This window comes from Algoriphagus iocasae, from assembly GCF_014206875.1.
Lineage (GTDB): Bacteria > Bacteroidota > Bacteroidia > Cytophagales > Cyclobacteriaceae > Algoriphagus > Algoriphagus iocasae.
On the sequence record NZ_JACIJO010000002.1, the window covers coordinates 1,150,979 to 1,167,909 of the forward strand.

At 39.7% G+C, this 16,931-nt stretch carries 15 protein-coding genes; 10 read left to right on the plus strand and 5 right to left on the minus strand.

Annotation, left to right across the window (positions count from 1 at the left end):
* Positions 1-70: 70 nt before the first annotated feature.
* Positions 71-736 (minus strand): heme exporter protein CcmB, encoded by a 666-nt coding sequence (locus FHS59_RS12330; RefSeq protein WP_184495445.1) that lies wholly within the window; start codon positions 734-736, stop codon positions 71-73.
* Between the two features lie 382 nt (positions 737-1,118).
* Here FHS59_RS12330 and htpG point away from each other — a divergent pair, with 382 nt between their 5' ends.
* The 9 genes from htpG (at position 1,119) to FHS59_RS12375 (ending at position 10,712) form a co-directional block, all read left to right on the plus strand.
* Positions 1,119-3,005 (plus strand): molecular chaperone HtpG, encoded by a 1,887-nt coding sequence (gene htpG, locus FHS59_RS12335; RefSeq protein ID WP_184495446.1) that lies wholly within the window; start codon positions 1,119-1,121, stop codon positions 3,003-3,005.
* Positions 3,006-3,124: 119 nt separating this feature from the next.
* On the plus strand, positions 3,125-3,541 hold the full coding sequence (locus FHS59_RS12340; protein WP_184495447.1) for an RrF2 family transcriptional regulator: 417 nt from the start codon (positions 3,125-3,127) through the stop codon (positions 3,539-3,541).
* Between the two features lie 75 nt (positions 3,542-3,616).
* Positions 3,617-3,889: a DUF2061 domain-containing protein gene (locus FHS59_RS12345; RefSeq protein ID WP_184495448.1), complete on the plus strand. Its 273-nt coding sequence runs from the start codon at positions 3,617-3,619 to the stop codon at positions 3,887-3,889.
* Entirely contained in the window at positions 3,864-4,568 is a 705-nt protein-coding gene (locus FHS59_RS12350) for a phosphoadenylyl-sulfate reductase (protein ID WP_184495449.1), read from the plus strand. Before FHS59_RS12345 ends, FHS59_RS12350 begins: the two co-directional genes overlap by 26 nt.
* Positions 4,569-4,719: 151 nt before the next feature.
* Positions 4,720-5,619 (plus strand): sulfate adenylyltransferase subunit CysD, encoded by a 900-nt coding sequence (cysD, locus tag FHS59_RS12355; RefSeq protein ID WP_184495450.1) that lies wholly within the window; start codon positions 4,720-4,722, stop codon positions 5,617-5,619.
* A gap of 169 nt (positions 5,620-5,788) precedes the next feature.
* A complete protein-coding gene (locus FHS59_RS12360; protein WP_184495451.1) occupies positions 5,789-7,045 on the plus strand; it encodes a sulfate adenylyltransferase subunit 1 in 1,257 nt (418 codons plus the stop codon).
* Between the two features lie 82 nt (positions 7,046-7,127).
* The gene (locus tag FHS59_RS12365; RefSeq protein ID WP_184495452.1) at positions 7,128-9,227 is read left to right on the plus strand and encodes a nitrite reductase; all 2,100 of its coding nucleotides are present in this window, start codon (positions 7,128-7,130) and stop codon (positions 9,225-9,227) included.
* Positions 9,224-9,994 carry a uroporphyrinogen-III C-methyltransferase gene (gene cobA / locus FHS59_RS12370; protein WP_184495453.1) on the plus strand — a complete coding sequence of 257 codons (771 nt, stop codon included), beginning with the start codon at positions 9,224-9,226 and terminating at the stop codon, positions 9,992-9,994. Before FHS59_RS12365 ends, cobA begins: the two co-directional genes overlap by 4 nt.
* A gap of 136 nt (positions 9,995-10,130) precedes the next feature.
* Positions 10,131-10,712: a precorrin-2 dehydrogenase/sirohydrochlorin ferrochelatase family protein gene (locus FHS59_RS12375; RefSeq protein ID WP_184495454.1), complete on the plus strand. Its 582-nt coding sequence runs from the start codon at positions 10,131-10,133 to the stop codon at positions 10,710-10,712.
* Between the two features lie 792 nt (positions 10,713-11,504).
* Here FHS59_RS12375 and FHS59_RS12380 read toward each other — a convergent pair.
* Positions 11,505-13,127, minus strand: a complete 1,623-nt coding sequence (locus FHS59_RS12380; RefSeq protein ID WP_184495455.1) for a hypothetical protein — start codon at positions 13,125-13,127, stop codon at positions 11,505-11,507.
* 177 nt (positions 13,128-13,304) lie between these two features.
* Between FHS59_RS12380 and metK the strand changes: the two genes are divergently transcribed.
* Complete coding sequence (gene metK, locus FHS59_RS12385) at positions 13,305-14,558, plus strand: methionine adenosyltransferase (protein ID WP_184495456.1); 1,254 nt, start codon at positions 13,305-13,307, stop codon at positions 14,556-14,558.
* A gap of 71 nt (positions 14,559-14,629) precedes the next feature.
* Here the strand turns inward: metK and FHS59_RS12390 are convergent, their stop codons facing one another.
* From FHS59_RS12390 to FHS59_RS12400, 3 genes are all read right to left on the minus strand, one after another.
* A complete protein-coding gene (locus FHS59_RS12390; RefSeq protein ID WP_184495457.1) occupies positions 14,630-15,115 on the minus strand; it encodes a hypothetical protein in 486 nt (161 codons plus the stop codon).
* A gap of 227 nt (positions 15,116-15,342) precedes the next feature.
* Positions 15,343-16,329 carry a D-alanine--D-alanine ligase gene (locus FHS59_RS12395; RefSeq protein ID WP_184495458.1) on the minus strand — a complete coding sequence of 329 codons (987 nt, stop codon included), beginning with the start codon at positions 16,327-16,329 and terminating at the stop codon, positions 15,343-15,345.
* A 287-nt stretch (positions 16,330-16,616) separates the two neighbouring features.
* On the minus strand, positions 16,617-16,931 hold a 315-nt coding region (locus tag FHS59_RS12400), incomplete at its 5' end, for a hypothetical protein (protein ID WP_184495459.1).

Sequence of the window (16,931 nt, forward strand, 5' to 3'; positions counted from 1 at the left end):
TGACATATATGAGTGCTAAAAGCTAAGCAATTTTCAAATCGTACAATTTTTCAATTTTCCAATTCGAAAATCAGGATCTCCACAGGAAAGGAAAAAGGATATAGGCTGCGGCTGCGACAATGGCATTAATTGCTAAAAGTGATATCAACTTGTCCGCGCTGACGCTCCAATCAAGACCGTCCATGGCATTTTTGGAAATACGAATTGCCATCAAAAGAATCGGAATAATGACAGGGAAACTCAAAATTGCCATCAGGGTGGCATTATTTCCGGCTTTGGAAGCGATGCCGCTGACCATGGTAAGACTTGCCGAAAATCCCATTGCTCCCAAAATCAAATTCAGTAGAAAAAGACCTTGGTCATGGACAGGGTTTCCCAATATCACTGAGAAAACGCCATAGCCAAGAAGCGCCAATAACAGAGTTAGGCCTGTATTGTAGATTATTTTTGATAAAATGATCGCCTCAGGTGACGCAATCATATAATAATAAAGTTGACGGCCTTGATGCTCTTGGACAAAGCTTTTTGCCACTGCATTGACTGCCGAAAAAAGGATAATGATCCAATACAAGGCATTCCAAGTAGGAGAGGAAATGTTTCCTTGCTTGGCACCGACACTTAAATAGGTGATAAAAACTGCCGAAACCACATAAAGCAAAATCCCATTCAATGCGAATTTCTGACGCCATTCCAGCGTGAGTTCTTTTTGAATTAAGACTGAGATTTCTTTTAGCATCAGACAAAGATAGATGGATTGGAAAATTATAAGGTTGAAAAATTGAAAAATTAAAGGATTCGTGGAATGCAAGGTTGTCACCCTGAGCGAAGTCGAAGGGTACTCGATTTCGAGACTCCCGTCTCTCAAGTGCTCGGACTGACCCGCATATCGTTACGTTAAATCAATCTGTCATTAGTAGCAAAGTCAAAGTGAACTCGAATTTGCTAGAGCTGACAACTATAGCTACAATTTCAACCAAAGATCTATCAAAAATTTTTAGCTTTCTCAATTTTGATTTCTGACTTGTGTTACTGCCAAAATGACACCAAAACGGCTTTGGAACAACAGTTGCAATTCCCTCTCCGAACAAAAATGTGTTTAACTAAATTAATTTATAGCCATGCAGGAAAAAGGCACGATCTCGATTCATACCGAGAACATTTTCCCGATTATCAAGAAGTTTCTCTATTCTGATAACGAGATTTTTTTAAGAGAACTAGTGTCGAACGCAGTCGATGCGACACAAAAAATCAAACGACTTGCGACATTAGGTCAGTATTCAGGGGAACTTGGTGACACGACGGTGGAAGTGAATTTTGACGAGAAAAAGAAAACGATCACTATCTCCGACCGCGGACTAGGAATGACCGCGGAAGAAATCAAAAAGTACATCAATCAGGTAGCTTTCTCCGGAGCTGAAGAGTTTGTGGAGAAATTTAAGGATGCGAAAGATGCCAATGAGATCATCGGTAAATTCGGTCTTGGATTCTACTCTGCATTTATGGTTGCAGACAAAGTAGAAATCAACACGCTTTCATACCAAGAAGGAGCTGAGCCAGCCAAGTGGACTTGTGATGGTTCTACCTCTTTCGAAATTTCCAAAGGAAAGAGAAAAGAGCGCGGAACAGACGTTATCCTTCATATCAACAAAGATTCTGAAGAGTTTCTAGACAAATGGAAGCTTCAGGGAATCTTGGACAAATACGCGAAATTCCTTCCTGTTCCGATCAAGTTTGGTACAAAAACCGAATCTGTAGAAGATGGAGTGGATGACAAAGGAGAGAAGAAATGGAAATCTGTTGAGGTTGATAATATCATCAATACAACCGCTCCGATCTGGACCAAATCACCGAGCGATCTGACAGATGAAGATTATCTGAAATTCTACAAGGATCTTTATCCAATGTCAGAGGATCCACTTTTCTGGATTCATTTGAATGTGGATTATCCTTTCAACTTGACAGGGGTGCTTTATTTCCCAAAAGTGAAAAACGAATTCGAACTTCAGAGAAATAAGATCAAGTTATTCTCTCGTCAGGTGTTTATCACGGATGAGGTGAAAGACATCGTTCCTGAGTTCTTGATGTTGCTTCATGGGGTAATTGACTCTCCGGATATTCCTCTAAACGTTTCTAGAAGTTTCTTGCAAGCTGATGGAAATGTGAAGAAAATCAATTCTTACATTACGAAGAAGGTTGCCGATAAGCTTGCTGAACTTTACAAAAAGGACAGAAAGGCATACGAAGATAAGTGGGATGATATCGGATTATTCGTGAAATACGGAATGATCTCCGAGGAGAAGTTCTATGAAAAAGGAAAAGACTTTGCCCTTTTGAAAAACACCAAAGGTGAATTCTTCACGATTGAAGAATATCAATCAAAAGTGAAGCCTGTTCAGACCGATAAAAATGAGCAAACGATCATTCTTTATGCGACAGATGTAGATAAGCAGGATAGCTTTATCCAGTCTGCCAACAAGAAAGATTACGATGTATTGGTGATGGATTCTCCGATTGACAGCCACTTTATCCAGAATTTGGAGTCTAAGCTGGAGAAAACCCAACTGAAGCGTGTGGATGCTGATGTGGTTGAAAAGTTGATCCAGAAGGAAGATACCTATGCCAATTTGCTGACTGAAGATCAGAGCAAAGAAGTGAAGGAAATCTTCGAAAAAGCGATCAATAACAAAACCTACTCTGTGGAAGTGGAAGGTTTAAGTCCTGAGGAACTTCCGGTAACGATCACCATGGAGGAGTTCATGCGAAGAATGAAAGATATGGCTGCTACTGGCGGTGGAGGAATGGGCTTCTATGGTCAGCTTCCAGATGCTTATAAAGTTGCAATCAATGGAAATCACCCTGTGGTAGACAAAGTATTGAAAGCCGAAACAGAGGAAGAGAAGACCAAACTAGCCAAGCAGGCATTTGACTTAGCGAAACTTTCTCAAGGTTTGTTGACAGGTAAAGACCTGACTGCCTTTGTAAAGAGAAGTGTGGAATTGCTTTAAATAGCAGTCTTTCATTATAAAAAGTTAAACGGGTATGGAATCATACCCGTTTTTTTTGCCATATTTATAAAAGCCTAGTTCCATACTAGGGTATTGCCCAAAATAATTTATTTTTGTCCATGCTTTCTAAAAAGACTAAATACGCCCTGCATGCCCTGACTTACCTCGGTAAGCATAAAGATGAGAAAACTGTTTTGATCCAGGATATCGCTGAAGAACACGGAATCTCCCATAAATTTTTAGAGAATATTCTACTTGAATTGAAGAAAGCAGGAATGTTGGGAAGCAAAAAAGGAAAAGGTGGCGGATATTATTTAATAAAAGAGCCCAAAGAAATTCCCTTGTCCCGAGTGATTAGATTGCTGGATGGACCTATTGCTTTACTTCCTTGTGTAAGCTTAAACTACTACGAACCTTGTGCTGAATGTAAGAATGAAGCAATCTGTGGGATCAATCGAGTGATGATTCAGGTTCGTGATGAAACACTTAAAATACTGGAAAACAAGACATTAGAAGATATTCTCAAAGAAGAATAAAATTTTTTTACCATAAACCCTATAAAATAAATAGGGTTTGTATACTTTTGTGCTTTACGCTCGTATAAACCTGATATGATTTTAGACCAACCACTTAAGAAACTATTTAGCAGCAAGTCTGGAAAAGACAGCAATGCAAAGAGTCTGTTAAAGTCAATTTCATGGAGAATTGTCGGTACGATTGATACGATCATCATCTCATATTTCGTGACAGGAGAATTTGTGATGGCTATATCAATTGGGTCTGTCGAGGTATTCTCCAAGATCATTCTTTATTATTTCCATGAGCGAGTTTGGGAATCAGCACCTAAAGTAAAAGAAGATGACACTCGAAAAGAATATGCATGAATTAGAGGCTCAGTTGAGTGAACTGAGTGCACAGGAAGGGTTGGCTTTGATCGCGGATTTATTTCCAGGCAAAGTTACTTTCTCTACTTCTTTGGGCCAGGAAGATCAGGTGATCACGCAATTGATCGCAGAAGCGAACTTGCCGATTTCCATTTTCTCATTGGACACTGGAAGATTGTTTCCTGAGACCTTGGATCTGCTATCTAGAACAGAAGCTAAATACAAGCAAAACATCAAAGTCTATTATCCCAATACAGAATCGGTAGAAAAACTGGTTTCGGAGATTGGCATCAACGGGTTTTATGAATCTGTAGAAAACCGTAAATCCTGCTGCTTTGTCCGCAAAGTAGAGCCTTTGAAAAGAGCCTTGGCGGGAAATGAAGTTTGGGTGACAGGACTTCGAGCCGAGCAATCAGCAAACAGATCAGGAATGAAGCGAATTGATTGGGATGAAGGGAACCAGATTTTGAAATTCAATCCATTATTGGACTGGACCTTTGATGACATGATTGCCTATATCAAAGAGAAGAATATTCCATACAATCCATTACACGACAAAGGTTTTATCAGTATTGGTTGTGCGCCTTGTACCCGTGCGATTATGGAAGGAGAAGATGCGAGAGCCGGAAGATGGTGGTGGGAAGACTCGAAAAAGGAGTGCGGGCTGCATGCCAAGTGAGATCTGAGATTTTAGAAACAAGATTCGGGACGTAAGATTTTAGACATTAGAAGCAAAGTTTGTCAGTCTGAGCGAAGTCGAAGACAAATAGAAGATAAAATTTGAAGTGCAATTTCATCTCGTAAGTCGTACTTCATAAATCATAAATATCATGAGCAACCTATTAATACCTAATCCAAAAGAGGCAGAATCGATCCACATCATCCGTGAGGTGGCGGCGCAGTTTGAGCGTCCGGTTTTGCTTTTTTCTGGAGGAAAAGATTCGATTACGCTAGTGAGATTAGCGCAAAAGGCCTTCTATCCTGCGAAAATTCCTTTTCCATTATTACATGTGGATACAGGGCATAATTTCCCAGAAACAATTGAGTTTCGGGATAAGCTTGTCGAGGAGCTTGGTTTGGAATTGATTGTGCGAAATGTTCAGGATTCAATCGATCAGGGGAAAGTTCGTGAAGAGCGAGGTAGATATTCTAGCCGAAATTCTTTGCAGACAACGACACTTTTGGATGCCATCGAAGAGTTCAAATTTGATGCGTGTATCGGTGGAGCAAGAAGAGATGAAGAAAAAGCCAGAGCCAAAGAAAGAGTCTTTTCAGTAAGAGATGATTTTGGTCAGTGGGATGAAAAAAATCAACGTCCTGAGCTTTTTGATATGCTCAATGGAAAAATCCATGTAGGACAAAATGTGCGATGCTTTCCGATTTCCAACTGGACTGAATTGGACGTTTGGGAGTATATCAAAACCGAAAATATTGAAATACCATCCATCTATTTTGCGCATGAGCGTGAAGTTTTCTTCCGTGATGGTATGATCTGGACTGCCAATGAGCATGTGTACAGAGAGGCACATGAAGAGGTTGAATTGAGAATGGTCAGGTTCAGAACTGTAGGAGACATGACATGTACAGCTGCTGTGCTTTCTGAGGCAGTTTCTCTCGATGATGTAGTTGGTGAAATCCGGGAATCTACAATTTCTGAGCGCGGAGCCAGAATAGATGACAAACGATCTGAAGCCGCGATGGAAACGAGGAAGAAAGTCGGATACTTTTAGAAAGAGTACAAAGTCTCAAGTACAAAGTACCAAGTAGACTCGGCAATAATGTCGTTATGCTGCTTCTCCAGAAGCAGTATTAATCAAACTTAAAGCTCTCAATATCAGAGTCAAGCCAAGTCCAGCTTCTGGAGAAGCAGGACAACAGCAAAACAAAAAACTGAACAACATGTCTGAAAATAGAAAACTCATAAAAATCGCTACTGCAGGCTCTGTCGATGATGGCAAGAGTACTTTGATTGGGCGATTACTATACGATACTAAGTCACTTACCACTGATAAAATCGAGGCCATCGAGCGTAGCTCTAAGCAACGAGGGTACGATTACCTGGATTTTTCGCTAGCTACAGATGGATTGGTAGCTGAGCGTGAGCAAGGAATCACCATTGATGTAGCGCATATTTATTTCAATACTGCCAAGACCAATTTCATCGTAGCGGATACTCCAGGACACGTAGAGTATACCAGAAACATGGTGACAGGTGCATCTACTTCTCAGGTGGCGATCATTTTGATCGATGCGAGAAAAGGTGTGATTGAGCAGACTTATCGCCATTTCTTTATTGCCAATTTACTCCGCATCAGCCATGTAGTAGTAGCAATCAATAAAATGGATTTGGTGAATTATGATGAGGAAGTGTACTTGAAAATCAAAGCGGATTTTGACGAATTGGTAGCGAAATCTGATTTCTCCGAAGATCAAATCACGTTTATTCCTGTATCTGCTCTGAAGGGAGAAAACATTGCAAGACAGTCTGAAGAGATGCCTTGGTATGTTGGAAATACACTTTTAGATCATTTGGAAGTGCTTGAGCCTGCAGATTTGGAGCCGAGCTCTGTAGCTAGATTTCCGGTGCAATATGTCATCCGACCAAAGACCGAAGCCTGGCATGACTTCAGAGGTTTTTCTGGAATGCTTTACGGGGGTAATCTAAAGGTTGGAGATGAGGTCACCTTGCTTCCATCTTTGAATACTTCCAAAATCAAAAGCATCCATTATTTCGATCAGGAAATTCAGGAAGCTGCTCCAGGGAGCTCCATTGCAATCACTTTGGAAACAGAAGTTGATCTGAGCCGCGGTGATATGCTGGTGAAAAGTGGAGAATTGCCATCGAGCGAAAAGCAGATTTCAGCTACCATTTGTCAGGTGAACAATAAAGCCTTAACCGTAGGCAAGAAATATATTTTACAGCACGGAGTAAACCGTGTATTGGCGAAGGTAGATCAGATCGAATCCAGAATTCATACTGATTTCACAGGAGCAGAAGATGCTCATTCCTTAAAATTAAATGACATCGGCCGAGTTCATTTCCGATTGAGCAAACCAATTCATTTTGACTCTTATAAGTCAAACAAATCAAATGGAAGCTTTATCCTCATCGATGAAGCAGAATACGATACCGTTTCGGTTGGATTTATAGAATGATTAGAATTTGGTATAAAGGTTTTTAAACCTTTCAACCTTATCACTTTTCAACTTTACAACCCTAACAAAAACCTTTTAAGCCATGCAAAGCTTTAGAACCGAACTAGAAAATCCTATTGTAGAACAAGATATCATTGACTTAGAAAAGAAGATTGCTCTTTTCAAAGGAGGGAATATCGATGAAGAGAAATTCCGAAGTCTTCGACTGGCACGTGGAATTTATGGCCAGCGCCAGCCGGGAGTGCAGATGATCCGAATCAAACTACCTTATGGTAGAGTCTCTTCAGATCAACTTCGAAGAATCTGTAAAGTTTCTGATGAATATTCTACCGGAAGATTACATATCACTACGCGTCAGGATATTCAAATTCACTACGTGAGTTTGGACCGTACGCCTGAGCTTTGGGCGGAATTAGAGCGTGATGATGTCACCATCCGTGAGGCTTGTGGTAATACCGTAAGAAACGTGACGGCTTCAGAAACTGCCGGAATTGATGCCAACGAGCCATTTGACGTGACTCCTTATGCAGATGCGGTCTTCAAATACTTTTTGAGAAACCCTATTTCCCAGGAGATGGGGAGAAAATTCAAGATTTCTTTTTCTTCTTCTGATGAAGATACCGGATTGAGCTATTTACACGATTTAGGATTTATCCCGAAAGTAAAAGTAATTGATGGGAAGGAAGTTCGTGGATTTAAAGTGATGTTGGGTGGAGGACTTGGGTCTCAGCCTAGACATGCGGATGTGTTTTCGGAATTTGTAGAAGCAGATCAGATTATTCCATTTGCAGAGGCAGTGATCCGGATTTTTGACCGACATGGGGAGCGTGCTAAAAGGATGAAAGCAAGAATGAAATTCTTGATCAAAGATCTTGGTCTGGAAGCATTCCTTGAACTGGTGGAAAAGGAGAAAACTGCTTTGCCATTTAAGTCCTATCCTATCGACTATGAGTCTTATGATGCTGAGCAAAAGCTTCCCGAAGCTCCATTTGCCACCGTGGAAGAAGAGCTTGGCTTGGATTTCGAGCATTTCAAATTGACCAATATTTTGCCTCAAAAGCAGAAAGGGTTTGTTTCTGTGGGAGTGCGAGTTCCGCTAGGAGATTTCTATACAGATCAGGCCAGGAAATTGGCGGATTTGGTAGAGAAATATGCCAATGCTGAAATCCGCTTTACACTCCGTCAAAACTTTTTGATTCGGGATGTCAGGGCAGATTTAGCGCCTTATTTCTATCAGGAGTTGAAGAAAATCGGACTAGGAGAACGAGGATATAATACCCTAGCAGATATCACCGCATGTCCGGGAACGGATACCTGTAATCTGGGAATTGCAAGTTCTACAGGTATTGCGGCAGAATTGGAAAAAGTAATTTTGGCAGAATACCCCCAATACCTGAAAAATAAAGACTTGGTAATCAAGATCTCAGGCTGTATGAATGCTTGTGGCCAGCACAACATGGCGCATATTGGATTCCAAGGCATGTCCATGAAAGCAGGGAAAGTGGTGATTCCTGCCTTGCAAGTATTGCTTGGTGGTGGAAATTTGGGAGATGGCAATGGAAGGTTTGCAGATAAAGTGACAAAGATACCTAGTAAAAGAGGACCTGAAGCTTTGAGGATTCTCTTGAATGACTTTGAGACAAATGCTGATGGAAAAGATTTCCTAAGCTATTATGATGAGAAGGGTCAGATCTACTTTTATGAGTTGCTCAAAGAATTGGGAGATGCTTCTACTGTGACACCAGCAGATTACATCGACTGGGGTAATTCTGAGGAATATAAAATTGCAGTGGGAGTTGGAGAATGCGCCGGGGTTGTTTTGGATTTGGTTTCTACCCTGCTTTTAGAAGCCTATGAAAAAATGGATTTGGGTAAGGAATCCTTGAAGAATGGTCGCTGGTCAGACAGTATTTACCATCACTATGCAGGCTTGATCAATGCTGCCAAGGCGCTATTGCTAGGTGAGGATATTTCTACAAATAGCTACGCAAATATCATTTCAAAATTTGATGAGCAGTTTATCGGTACTGGTAAGATCGATTTAGGTGGAACTTTCGCAGAGAAGGTTTATGAAATCAATAAAAATGAACCTACAGAAGCTTTTGCTAAGACTTATGCTGCGCAGGCTCTTGAAATTTATGGAAAATTAAAAAGCTTCAGAGAAGCCGAAGTAGAGGCATGAAAATAGAAATCAAACCTAAAGTAACATTGGTCGGTGCAGGTCCAGGAGATCCTGATCTGATCACCCTCAAAGCAGTGTTAGAATTGAATAAAGCTGATGTCGTTTTGTATGACGCCTTGATCGACCCTGTTTTGCTGAAGCATGCTCCAGATACTGCGATTAAGATATTTGTAGGCAAGCGCGTTGGAAAGCATTCATACCCGCAGCAAGATACCAACGAACTTTGTGTTGAGATGGCCAGGAAACATGGACATGTGGTACGATTGAAAGGAGGAGATCCCTTTGTTTTTGGAAGAGGGGCGGAAGAATTGGATTACATAGAAACCTTTGGTATTCCAACGGAAGTTGTACCTGGGATAACTTCCGCCATAGCAGTACCAGCAGCGGCAGGAGTACCCGTAACAAAAAGGGGAGTTTCTGAAAGTTTTTGGGTTGTCACGGGCACAACTTCTGCCGGTGAATTATCGAAAGATTTGGCTTTAGCAGCTCAATCCACAGCAACTGTAGTCGTGCTCATGGGGACAAAAAAGCTATCTGAAATAGTAAGTGTTTATAGCAAATTTGGGAAATCTGAATTGCCGATAGCTATCATCCAAAGTGGAACTACCCGAGATGAGAAAATTACAGCTGGCTACATCGGAGATATTGAGCAAAAAGCTGAAGAAAATAAGGTGGAAGCCCCTGCAATCATCATTATAGGTAATGTCGTTCGCGAAAGTTTGAAGCTTGCTGAGGTATATCGGGAAGCTTTAAAGTATAACCTTTAAGGTTTGTTTAAACAATGAAGGTTTTGTTACTATTATAGTCCGCAGTGTTTAAAAGGTTTTAAAATATTAAACCTTCGAGGGGATTTCTCACTCGTCCCTCGTTCGAAATAACACCTCAAAGGTTATCTTAAATAAAATGAACAATCTATATCCTATTTTCCTCAAAGTACACGAACTGAATATCCTATTGGTAGGAGGAGGAAATGTGGGTACTGAGAAACTGGAATTTCTACTCAAATCCAGTCCGAAAGCTCAGGTAACTGCGGTTTCTAGAGAATTTTCTCAGAGCTTTATTGATTTGGCAGAGAAGACAGATACGGTCACGATGATTGAGGATATTTACCATGAAAAATATTTGGGAGCCAAGCATATGGTTATTGCTGCTACAGATGACAAGGCTGTGAATCGGCAAATTCGGGATGAAGCCAAAGAGCGGTTTTTGCTGGTAAATGTGGCGGATACACCTGATTTATGTGATTTCTATTTGGGTGGAATTGTCACCAAAGGCAACCTGAAAGTTGCGATCAGTACCAATGGTAAATCCCCAACAGCAGCCAAGCGACTTCGTCAACTATTGGAAGAAGTACTTCCTGAAGAAATTGATGACTTACTCGATAATCTCAATGCCTATCGAGATACCTTGAAAGGTGACTTCGAATACAAAGTCAAAGCGATGAATGAGATCACTGAAGGCCTGGTGAAGAATATTAAAAGCTGACCAGTAGAAAGATTATTTTTTAGCTGGTTGTCGTTTTTTTATCCCTAAAAGCTATAAAAACCATTTTTTTATTTTCGCCTTTAATAAACAAATAGAGTTTATTGTGATCTATTACATATTTCTCAACATTAGATAGGTCGTTTTCTATTTTTTGTTCAAAATCAACCATGGGTAAAGCAGTGTAATTATTACTGGGGGTCAGGATGACATTTTCTGAGTCGAAATTAAATAGGATTTCTCCAGACTGATTTGAATCGTAACATCCATTTATTTCTTTATTGAAAGATTTGAAATAAAATAAAGGATAATTTTCGCAATTGACCAAAGGAGAAGTCTTTTCAGATAAAATAAGAGTTACTCTGGTGATCTTATCATAATCCTCACCTCCTAAAGCAAACTCCGCAATTCTTGCAAGGCAGGAAAGATTGTCAAATGGGGTTCCCTTTTCTTCTTGATATCCAACAAATTCCCATTTAGATTTTAAGTTATATTCTCCCGGTTGATCACTTAAATCAAAACAACAAACGTCGACAGTATTGCATTGAATTTTTTCGATTTCAGATTCTATAACCTCAGGATCTGTATCAATTACACTTGATCAACTAGAGACAAAAAATAGTAAAACAGTTGATAAAAGGAGATTAAAAAATGTTTTCATGTCTTAAGGACGTTTTATTAATTCAATAAGTTACCTATGTTTTGAGGTCATTTGTAATTTTGTTCAAAAAATTTTGATTTTGTAGCTGTTAAACATCTTGAATTACACAAATAACGGATGGGTCTTTTCTAATTTTATTTTTGTTGATCAATTCCTGTCATTTCCCAATGGCTCAAGGAAACCGGAATACTTCCGATACTATTCAACTGATCAAAGAAATCTTTCAATTTGAATTCTTTGTCTTGGTCTTCTATCATCTTGGCGTAGTCTGCCATTGCAGATTCAAGTAAGTACTTTCCAGTGATATAGCTGCTGCCATATCCCGGTTGTCTCATATAAAGATGCTGCTCAAACAGGAGCAAGTCTTTTTCTGTTTTCATCCATCCTCGAGGGGTATAATTCGAATGGATACTACCTGCCTCAACCATTGTCATTTCATTTGCTTGGGCATAAAGTGATCCTAAGCCTCTAGCCGCTCGCTGTGCAATCATGATGTAGACAATTTCTCTTGCTCGGGGCGAATCTTCATAAAGTCCAGCATCCATAAAAATCTCTTCTACAGCAGTTGCTGTCCCTTCATTTCTTGAATCCCAAATGTTATATAGCAATGGCTCTCGACGGATTTCGCTGGCATGAGGTTCATTATCCATTCTTGCCAACTCAAACCAATGGTAAAAATGAGAATACAGAGGACGTGGATCATAATGCATTCCGATGGTAAAGAAATTACGTTTTTCCTTGGGAATGAAAGAGCCCTTATGGGCACGAAGTGCTGGTTCGAAATAATCTTTGACAGTTACAATCTCTTTTTCATCCAGAAATTTCAAAAGACTTTCGATCCCTGCTTCAGCCATTTGATCAAAAGCTTCTGGTGAATCGGCATCTTTGAGTTCCGGCAAATCTCTATTTCGATGTTCCTCTAATTTTAAAGAAGTCCAAGCTCTAGCCAATTCGCGCTTTAAAATCATGACTTCATCTTCCCAGGTTAAAGGCACTAAGTGTACATTCTGTAGATACCAAGTGTAATTTTCTTTGCCTATTCCAGATTCGCCGGTTTTGTTTGGCGCCATTTTTTCCAGCCAAGTGACCAACTCATTCGAGGATTTTGTTGCTTCATAAATCCATTTAACCAACTCCTGATCCTCGGCGACTCCTTCCAATTGTAAAAGGTTTTGTAATTCAATTGCCTGTTCCTGAATACTTGGGATCCCTGCCGCCCAAAGTTCTTTTGCATTTCCAATCAAGTTTATGGTGGCTTGTTGATTTAAGGAAGGGATGGCTTTTAATTCTTGTAAGAATTTTTCTTTGCTGGATTCATCCAATGGGAAACTATATTGCCAAAGCTCCAGAACTCCATGGTGCGTAGGACCTTCATGCGCCGGAACATCACTTCTTTCTGTCCAGAGAGATTTATAAAAAGCAGGATCTCGTTCCCATGGTTTTAGGATTCTAAAATTGAAATCATAACCATTCATTTCTGCCCAGACAATCCTCCAATCTACTTGCTGGGCTACAGACCAACCGGCGGTGTCAATGGTTAAAAGTTTTGATTGAAGCTTTTTAAACTCTGGTAATCTCTTTTCAAAAGTTTCTTTTCTATAGTCCGGAGCGCCATTAAAAAGTGGGGGAGTTTCAAAACTTCTCCATTCTTTAAATAATTCTACCAATTCATTGTAGTTGGTTTCTTTTGCCAGGCTTGGATAAGTAATGGCGAGAAATGAAATAAGAATCAGGAGAGAATATTTAATTGATTTCATGAGAGGCGAATTTTTAAAAATAAGATAGAAAGGTGAGTTGGAAATTCAATATGATTCAACCTTTGAATTTAAAGCTTTGGTTTTTCTTATTTACCAACCTTCTGAATCTAGTTTTTTATTTCGTGTAGTTCCTGTATTTTTGGGCTTCCTTAAAAAACGGATTACAATTTAATATTTATGGCATATCTATTTACCTCAGAGTCAGTATCTGAGGGGCACCCGGATAAAATTGCAGATCAGATTTCAGATGCATTAATTGATAATTTTTTGGCATTTGATCCAAATTCCAAGGTAGCATGTGAAACTTTGGTGACTACAGGCCAGGTAGTTTTAGCCGGAGAAGTTAAATCTGATATTTATTTAGACGTTCAGAAAATTGCTCGTGATGTGATCAATAGAATTGGTTATACCAAGTCTGATTACATGTTTGAGGGCAATTCTTGCGGGGTGCTTTCAGCAATCCACGAGCAGTCTCAGGATATCAACCAAGGAGTGGATAGAAAAAGTCCGGAAGAGCAAGGTGCTGGAGATCAGGGAATGATGTTTGGCTATGCTACCAACGAAACTGAGAATTTTATGCCTTTGGCATTGGACCTTTCCCACATGATCCTTCGTGAGTTGGCTGCATTAAGAAGAGAAAATGAAGATATTACCTATTTGAGACCTGATTCAAAGGCTCAAGTGACAATCGAATATTCTGACGATAACGTGCCACAGAGAATTGAAGCAATCGTTGTTTCGACTCAGCACGATGATTTTGATGAAGAGGAAGCAATGCTTGCCAAAATCAAATCTGATATTGTTTCTATTTTGATTCCAAGAGTGGTGGCGCAGTTGAAGCCAGAGCTTCAAAAATTATTCACCTCAGACATCAAATATCACATTAACCCAACTGGAAAGTTTGTGATTGGGGGCCCACATGGAGATACAGGCTTGACTGGTAGAAAAATCATTGTGGATACTTATGGTGGTAAAGGTGCTCACGGTGGAGGTGCTTTCTCTGGAAAAGATCCGTCAAAAGTGGATAGATCTGCAGCTTATGCAACACGTCATATTGCCAAAAACATGGTGGCAGCTGGGATCGCTGACGAAATGCTCGTTCAGGTTTCTTATGCGATCGGTGTAGCAGCTCCGATGGGTATTTACGTAAATACTTATGGTACCGCCAAAGTTGATTTGCATGATGGAGAGATTGCTAAAAAAATCGAGGAGCTGTTTGATATGCGTCCATATGCGATAGAGCAAAGACTGAAGCTTAGAAATCCTATTTATGAGGAGACTGCAGCTTATGGTCACATGGGAAGACAAAATGAAGTGGTTTCTAAGACTTTTGTTTCGCCATATAGAGATGAGATCACCTTGGAAGTGGAACTTTTCACTTGGGAGAAGCTTGATTTTGTAGATAAAATCAAAACTGCTTTCGGCATATAAAAATCAAAGCCTTCCAAACACTCGGAAGGCTTTTTTTATCCTTAATTTGGATCACTTACTAATTTTGATTCTTAAGAATTAGAGGTCTCTGATTTTAGCTCGCATTTTGTTTTGAGCTCATTCAATTTTATCATCCAAAGGTCTACATTTGCTTTCGCTTTTTTCGCTTCTTTAGCAAGGCCCTCAAGATTTGTATCGTCTTCTACGGTCCATTTACCTGAAGACATTCTTTTTGTTAAATCTTCAACCTCGTTGGAATTTTTCTGCCAAACGGCGATCAATTCATCTACTTTTTCTTTCAAAGCGGCATATTCAGTTTCACAATTACTTGCTTCACCATTTACACTGATCGGAATTGCTTCAGATCCATTCCTTTCCTCTTTTTTAGTCTTCAAAAGATACATTTGATCTCCTACTTCTTTAGAAAGATCACCAATCATTTCTGAAGTGGTTTTCCATTCAGCCAGTAAGTTGGTTAGCTTATCCACTTTCTGTTCTGAAGGGCTGCAACTAAATATCAGTCCAATCAGAACAAAGATTACCATATAATTTTTCATGTCAATTTTAGAATTTAGGATGAAGTTCATTGTCCAAAATTTTCCCAGGAATGAGAAAATAAATGCTCGAAGAGATATAATCAGTTTCCTGAAATCGCCTTATAGAAGGCAACCGGACTGATTTAATGAACTGTAATTAGATTCATTCTAAAATGTCCAAATAGCATTCCATTCTGATAAAATCATAGTAGGAATTCATATTTGAATCTAAATGCGATCAATAAAACTTAAGCAAACATCTCTTCGATGATTTGAGTGTAAAACTCTTTGACTTCCATACCGATGGCACGGACTTGTTGAGATATTAAACTTGTTTCCGTTTGACCCGGAACGGTATTGATTTCTATAAAGTAGAATTTTCCGGTTTCGTGCTGTAAGAAATAATCAATTCGAACTGCCCCTTTGCAATTGAGCTTCTCATAAATTTTTGGAATGATGCGGTTGACTCTAGCGACTTCCTCTTCATTCATTCTTCCGGGAGTGATTTCTTCAGTCACGCCAGCCACATATTTGGCTTCATAATCAAAAAATTCTTTGCTGCTGACAATTTCAGTAGCGGGCAAAACGGTAGTTTCTCCTTTTCCTTTGAAGCAACCAATGGAAAACTCTCTTCCAGAGACAAATTCCTCAACTAAAACTTGTTTGTCCTCTGCAAAAGCTTTGTCCAAGGCCTCAGGAAGCTCTTCCCAGGTTTTTACTTTGCTCATTCCAATAGAACTACCTCCATTGTTTGGTTTAATGAAAAGTGGTAAGGTTAATTCACTTTTAACTTTCTCATGATTATCTGAAGAATTCTCAAAAAGCTGAAGTGATTTTGCGATGTGTAATTCCTCAATGTCATCAACAATGGCCTTGGTATAACCTTTATTCATGGTGATAGCTGAAGTCAACTGATCACAGGTAGTATAAGGCAATCCGATCATATCAAAGTATCCTGCCAGTTTTCCATCTTCTCCTGGAGAGCCATGTAGAATGTTAAACACGCCGTCAAAATTGATTTTTTCATCCCCGATTGAAATGCTGAAATCGTTTAGGTCTACTGGGATTTTTTCTCCAGAAACGCTTAGAAAATGCCAGTCACCAGGGTAAATCAGAATTTTGTAAATATCATATAAGTCCCGATCAATTGTTTTTTCAACGACCGCTGCGCTTTTTAATGAAATGACTGATTCACCGGTAGAACCTCCGGTCACAAGGGCTATTTTCTTTTTCATCTGAGGTAAAAATTAATGCTACGAATTACTTGAATTTTATTCTATTTCCCACAGATTTCTAGGGATAACTCCCGCAGATTTCCGGGAATTATTAGCGCAAATGTTCGCAGATTGAAAGAAGTTGGATTTATTCAGCATTTATCAGCGTCTTTTTCTGCGTTTATCAGTGGGAAAATAAATTTTCTTTAACTCCCGCAGATTCCCGCAGATAGCTTGCGCAGATGTTCGCAGAGGCAAAAGTTTTTGGGATTAATTCAGCGATAATCAGCATCTTTTTTCTGGGTTTATCAGTGGGAAAATAATTTTTCTTTATCTCCCGCAGATTCTCGGGGATAGCTTGCGCAGATGTTCGCAGAGGCAAAAGTTTTTGGGATTAATTCAGCAATAATCAGCGTCTTTTTCTGCGAATATCGGCGGGAAAATAATTTTTCTTTAACTCCCGCAGATTCTCGGGGATAGCTTGCGCAGATGTTTGCAGAGGTTAAAGTTTTTGGGATTAATTCAGCGATAATCAGCGTCTTTTTCTGCGAATATCGGCGGGAAAATAATTTTTCTTTAACTCCCGCAGATTCTCGGGGATAGCTTGCGCAGATGTTTGCAGA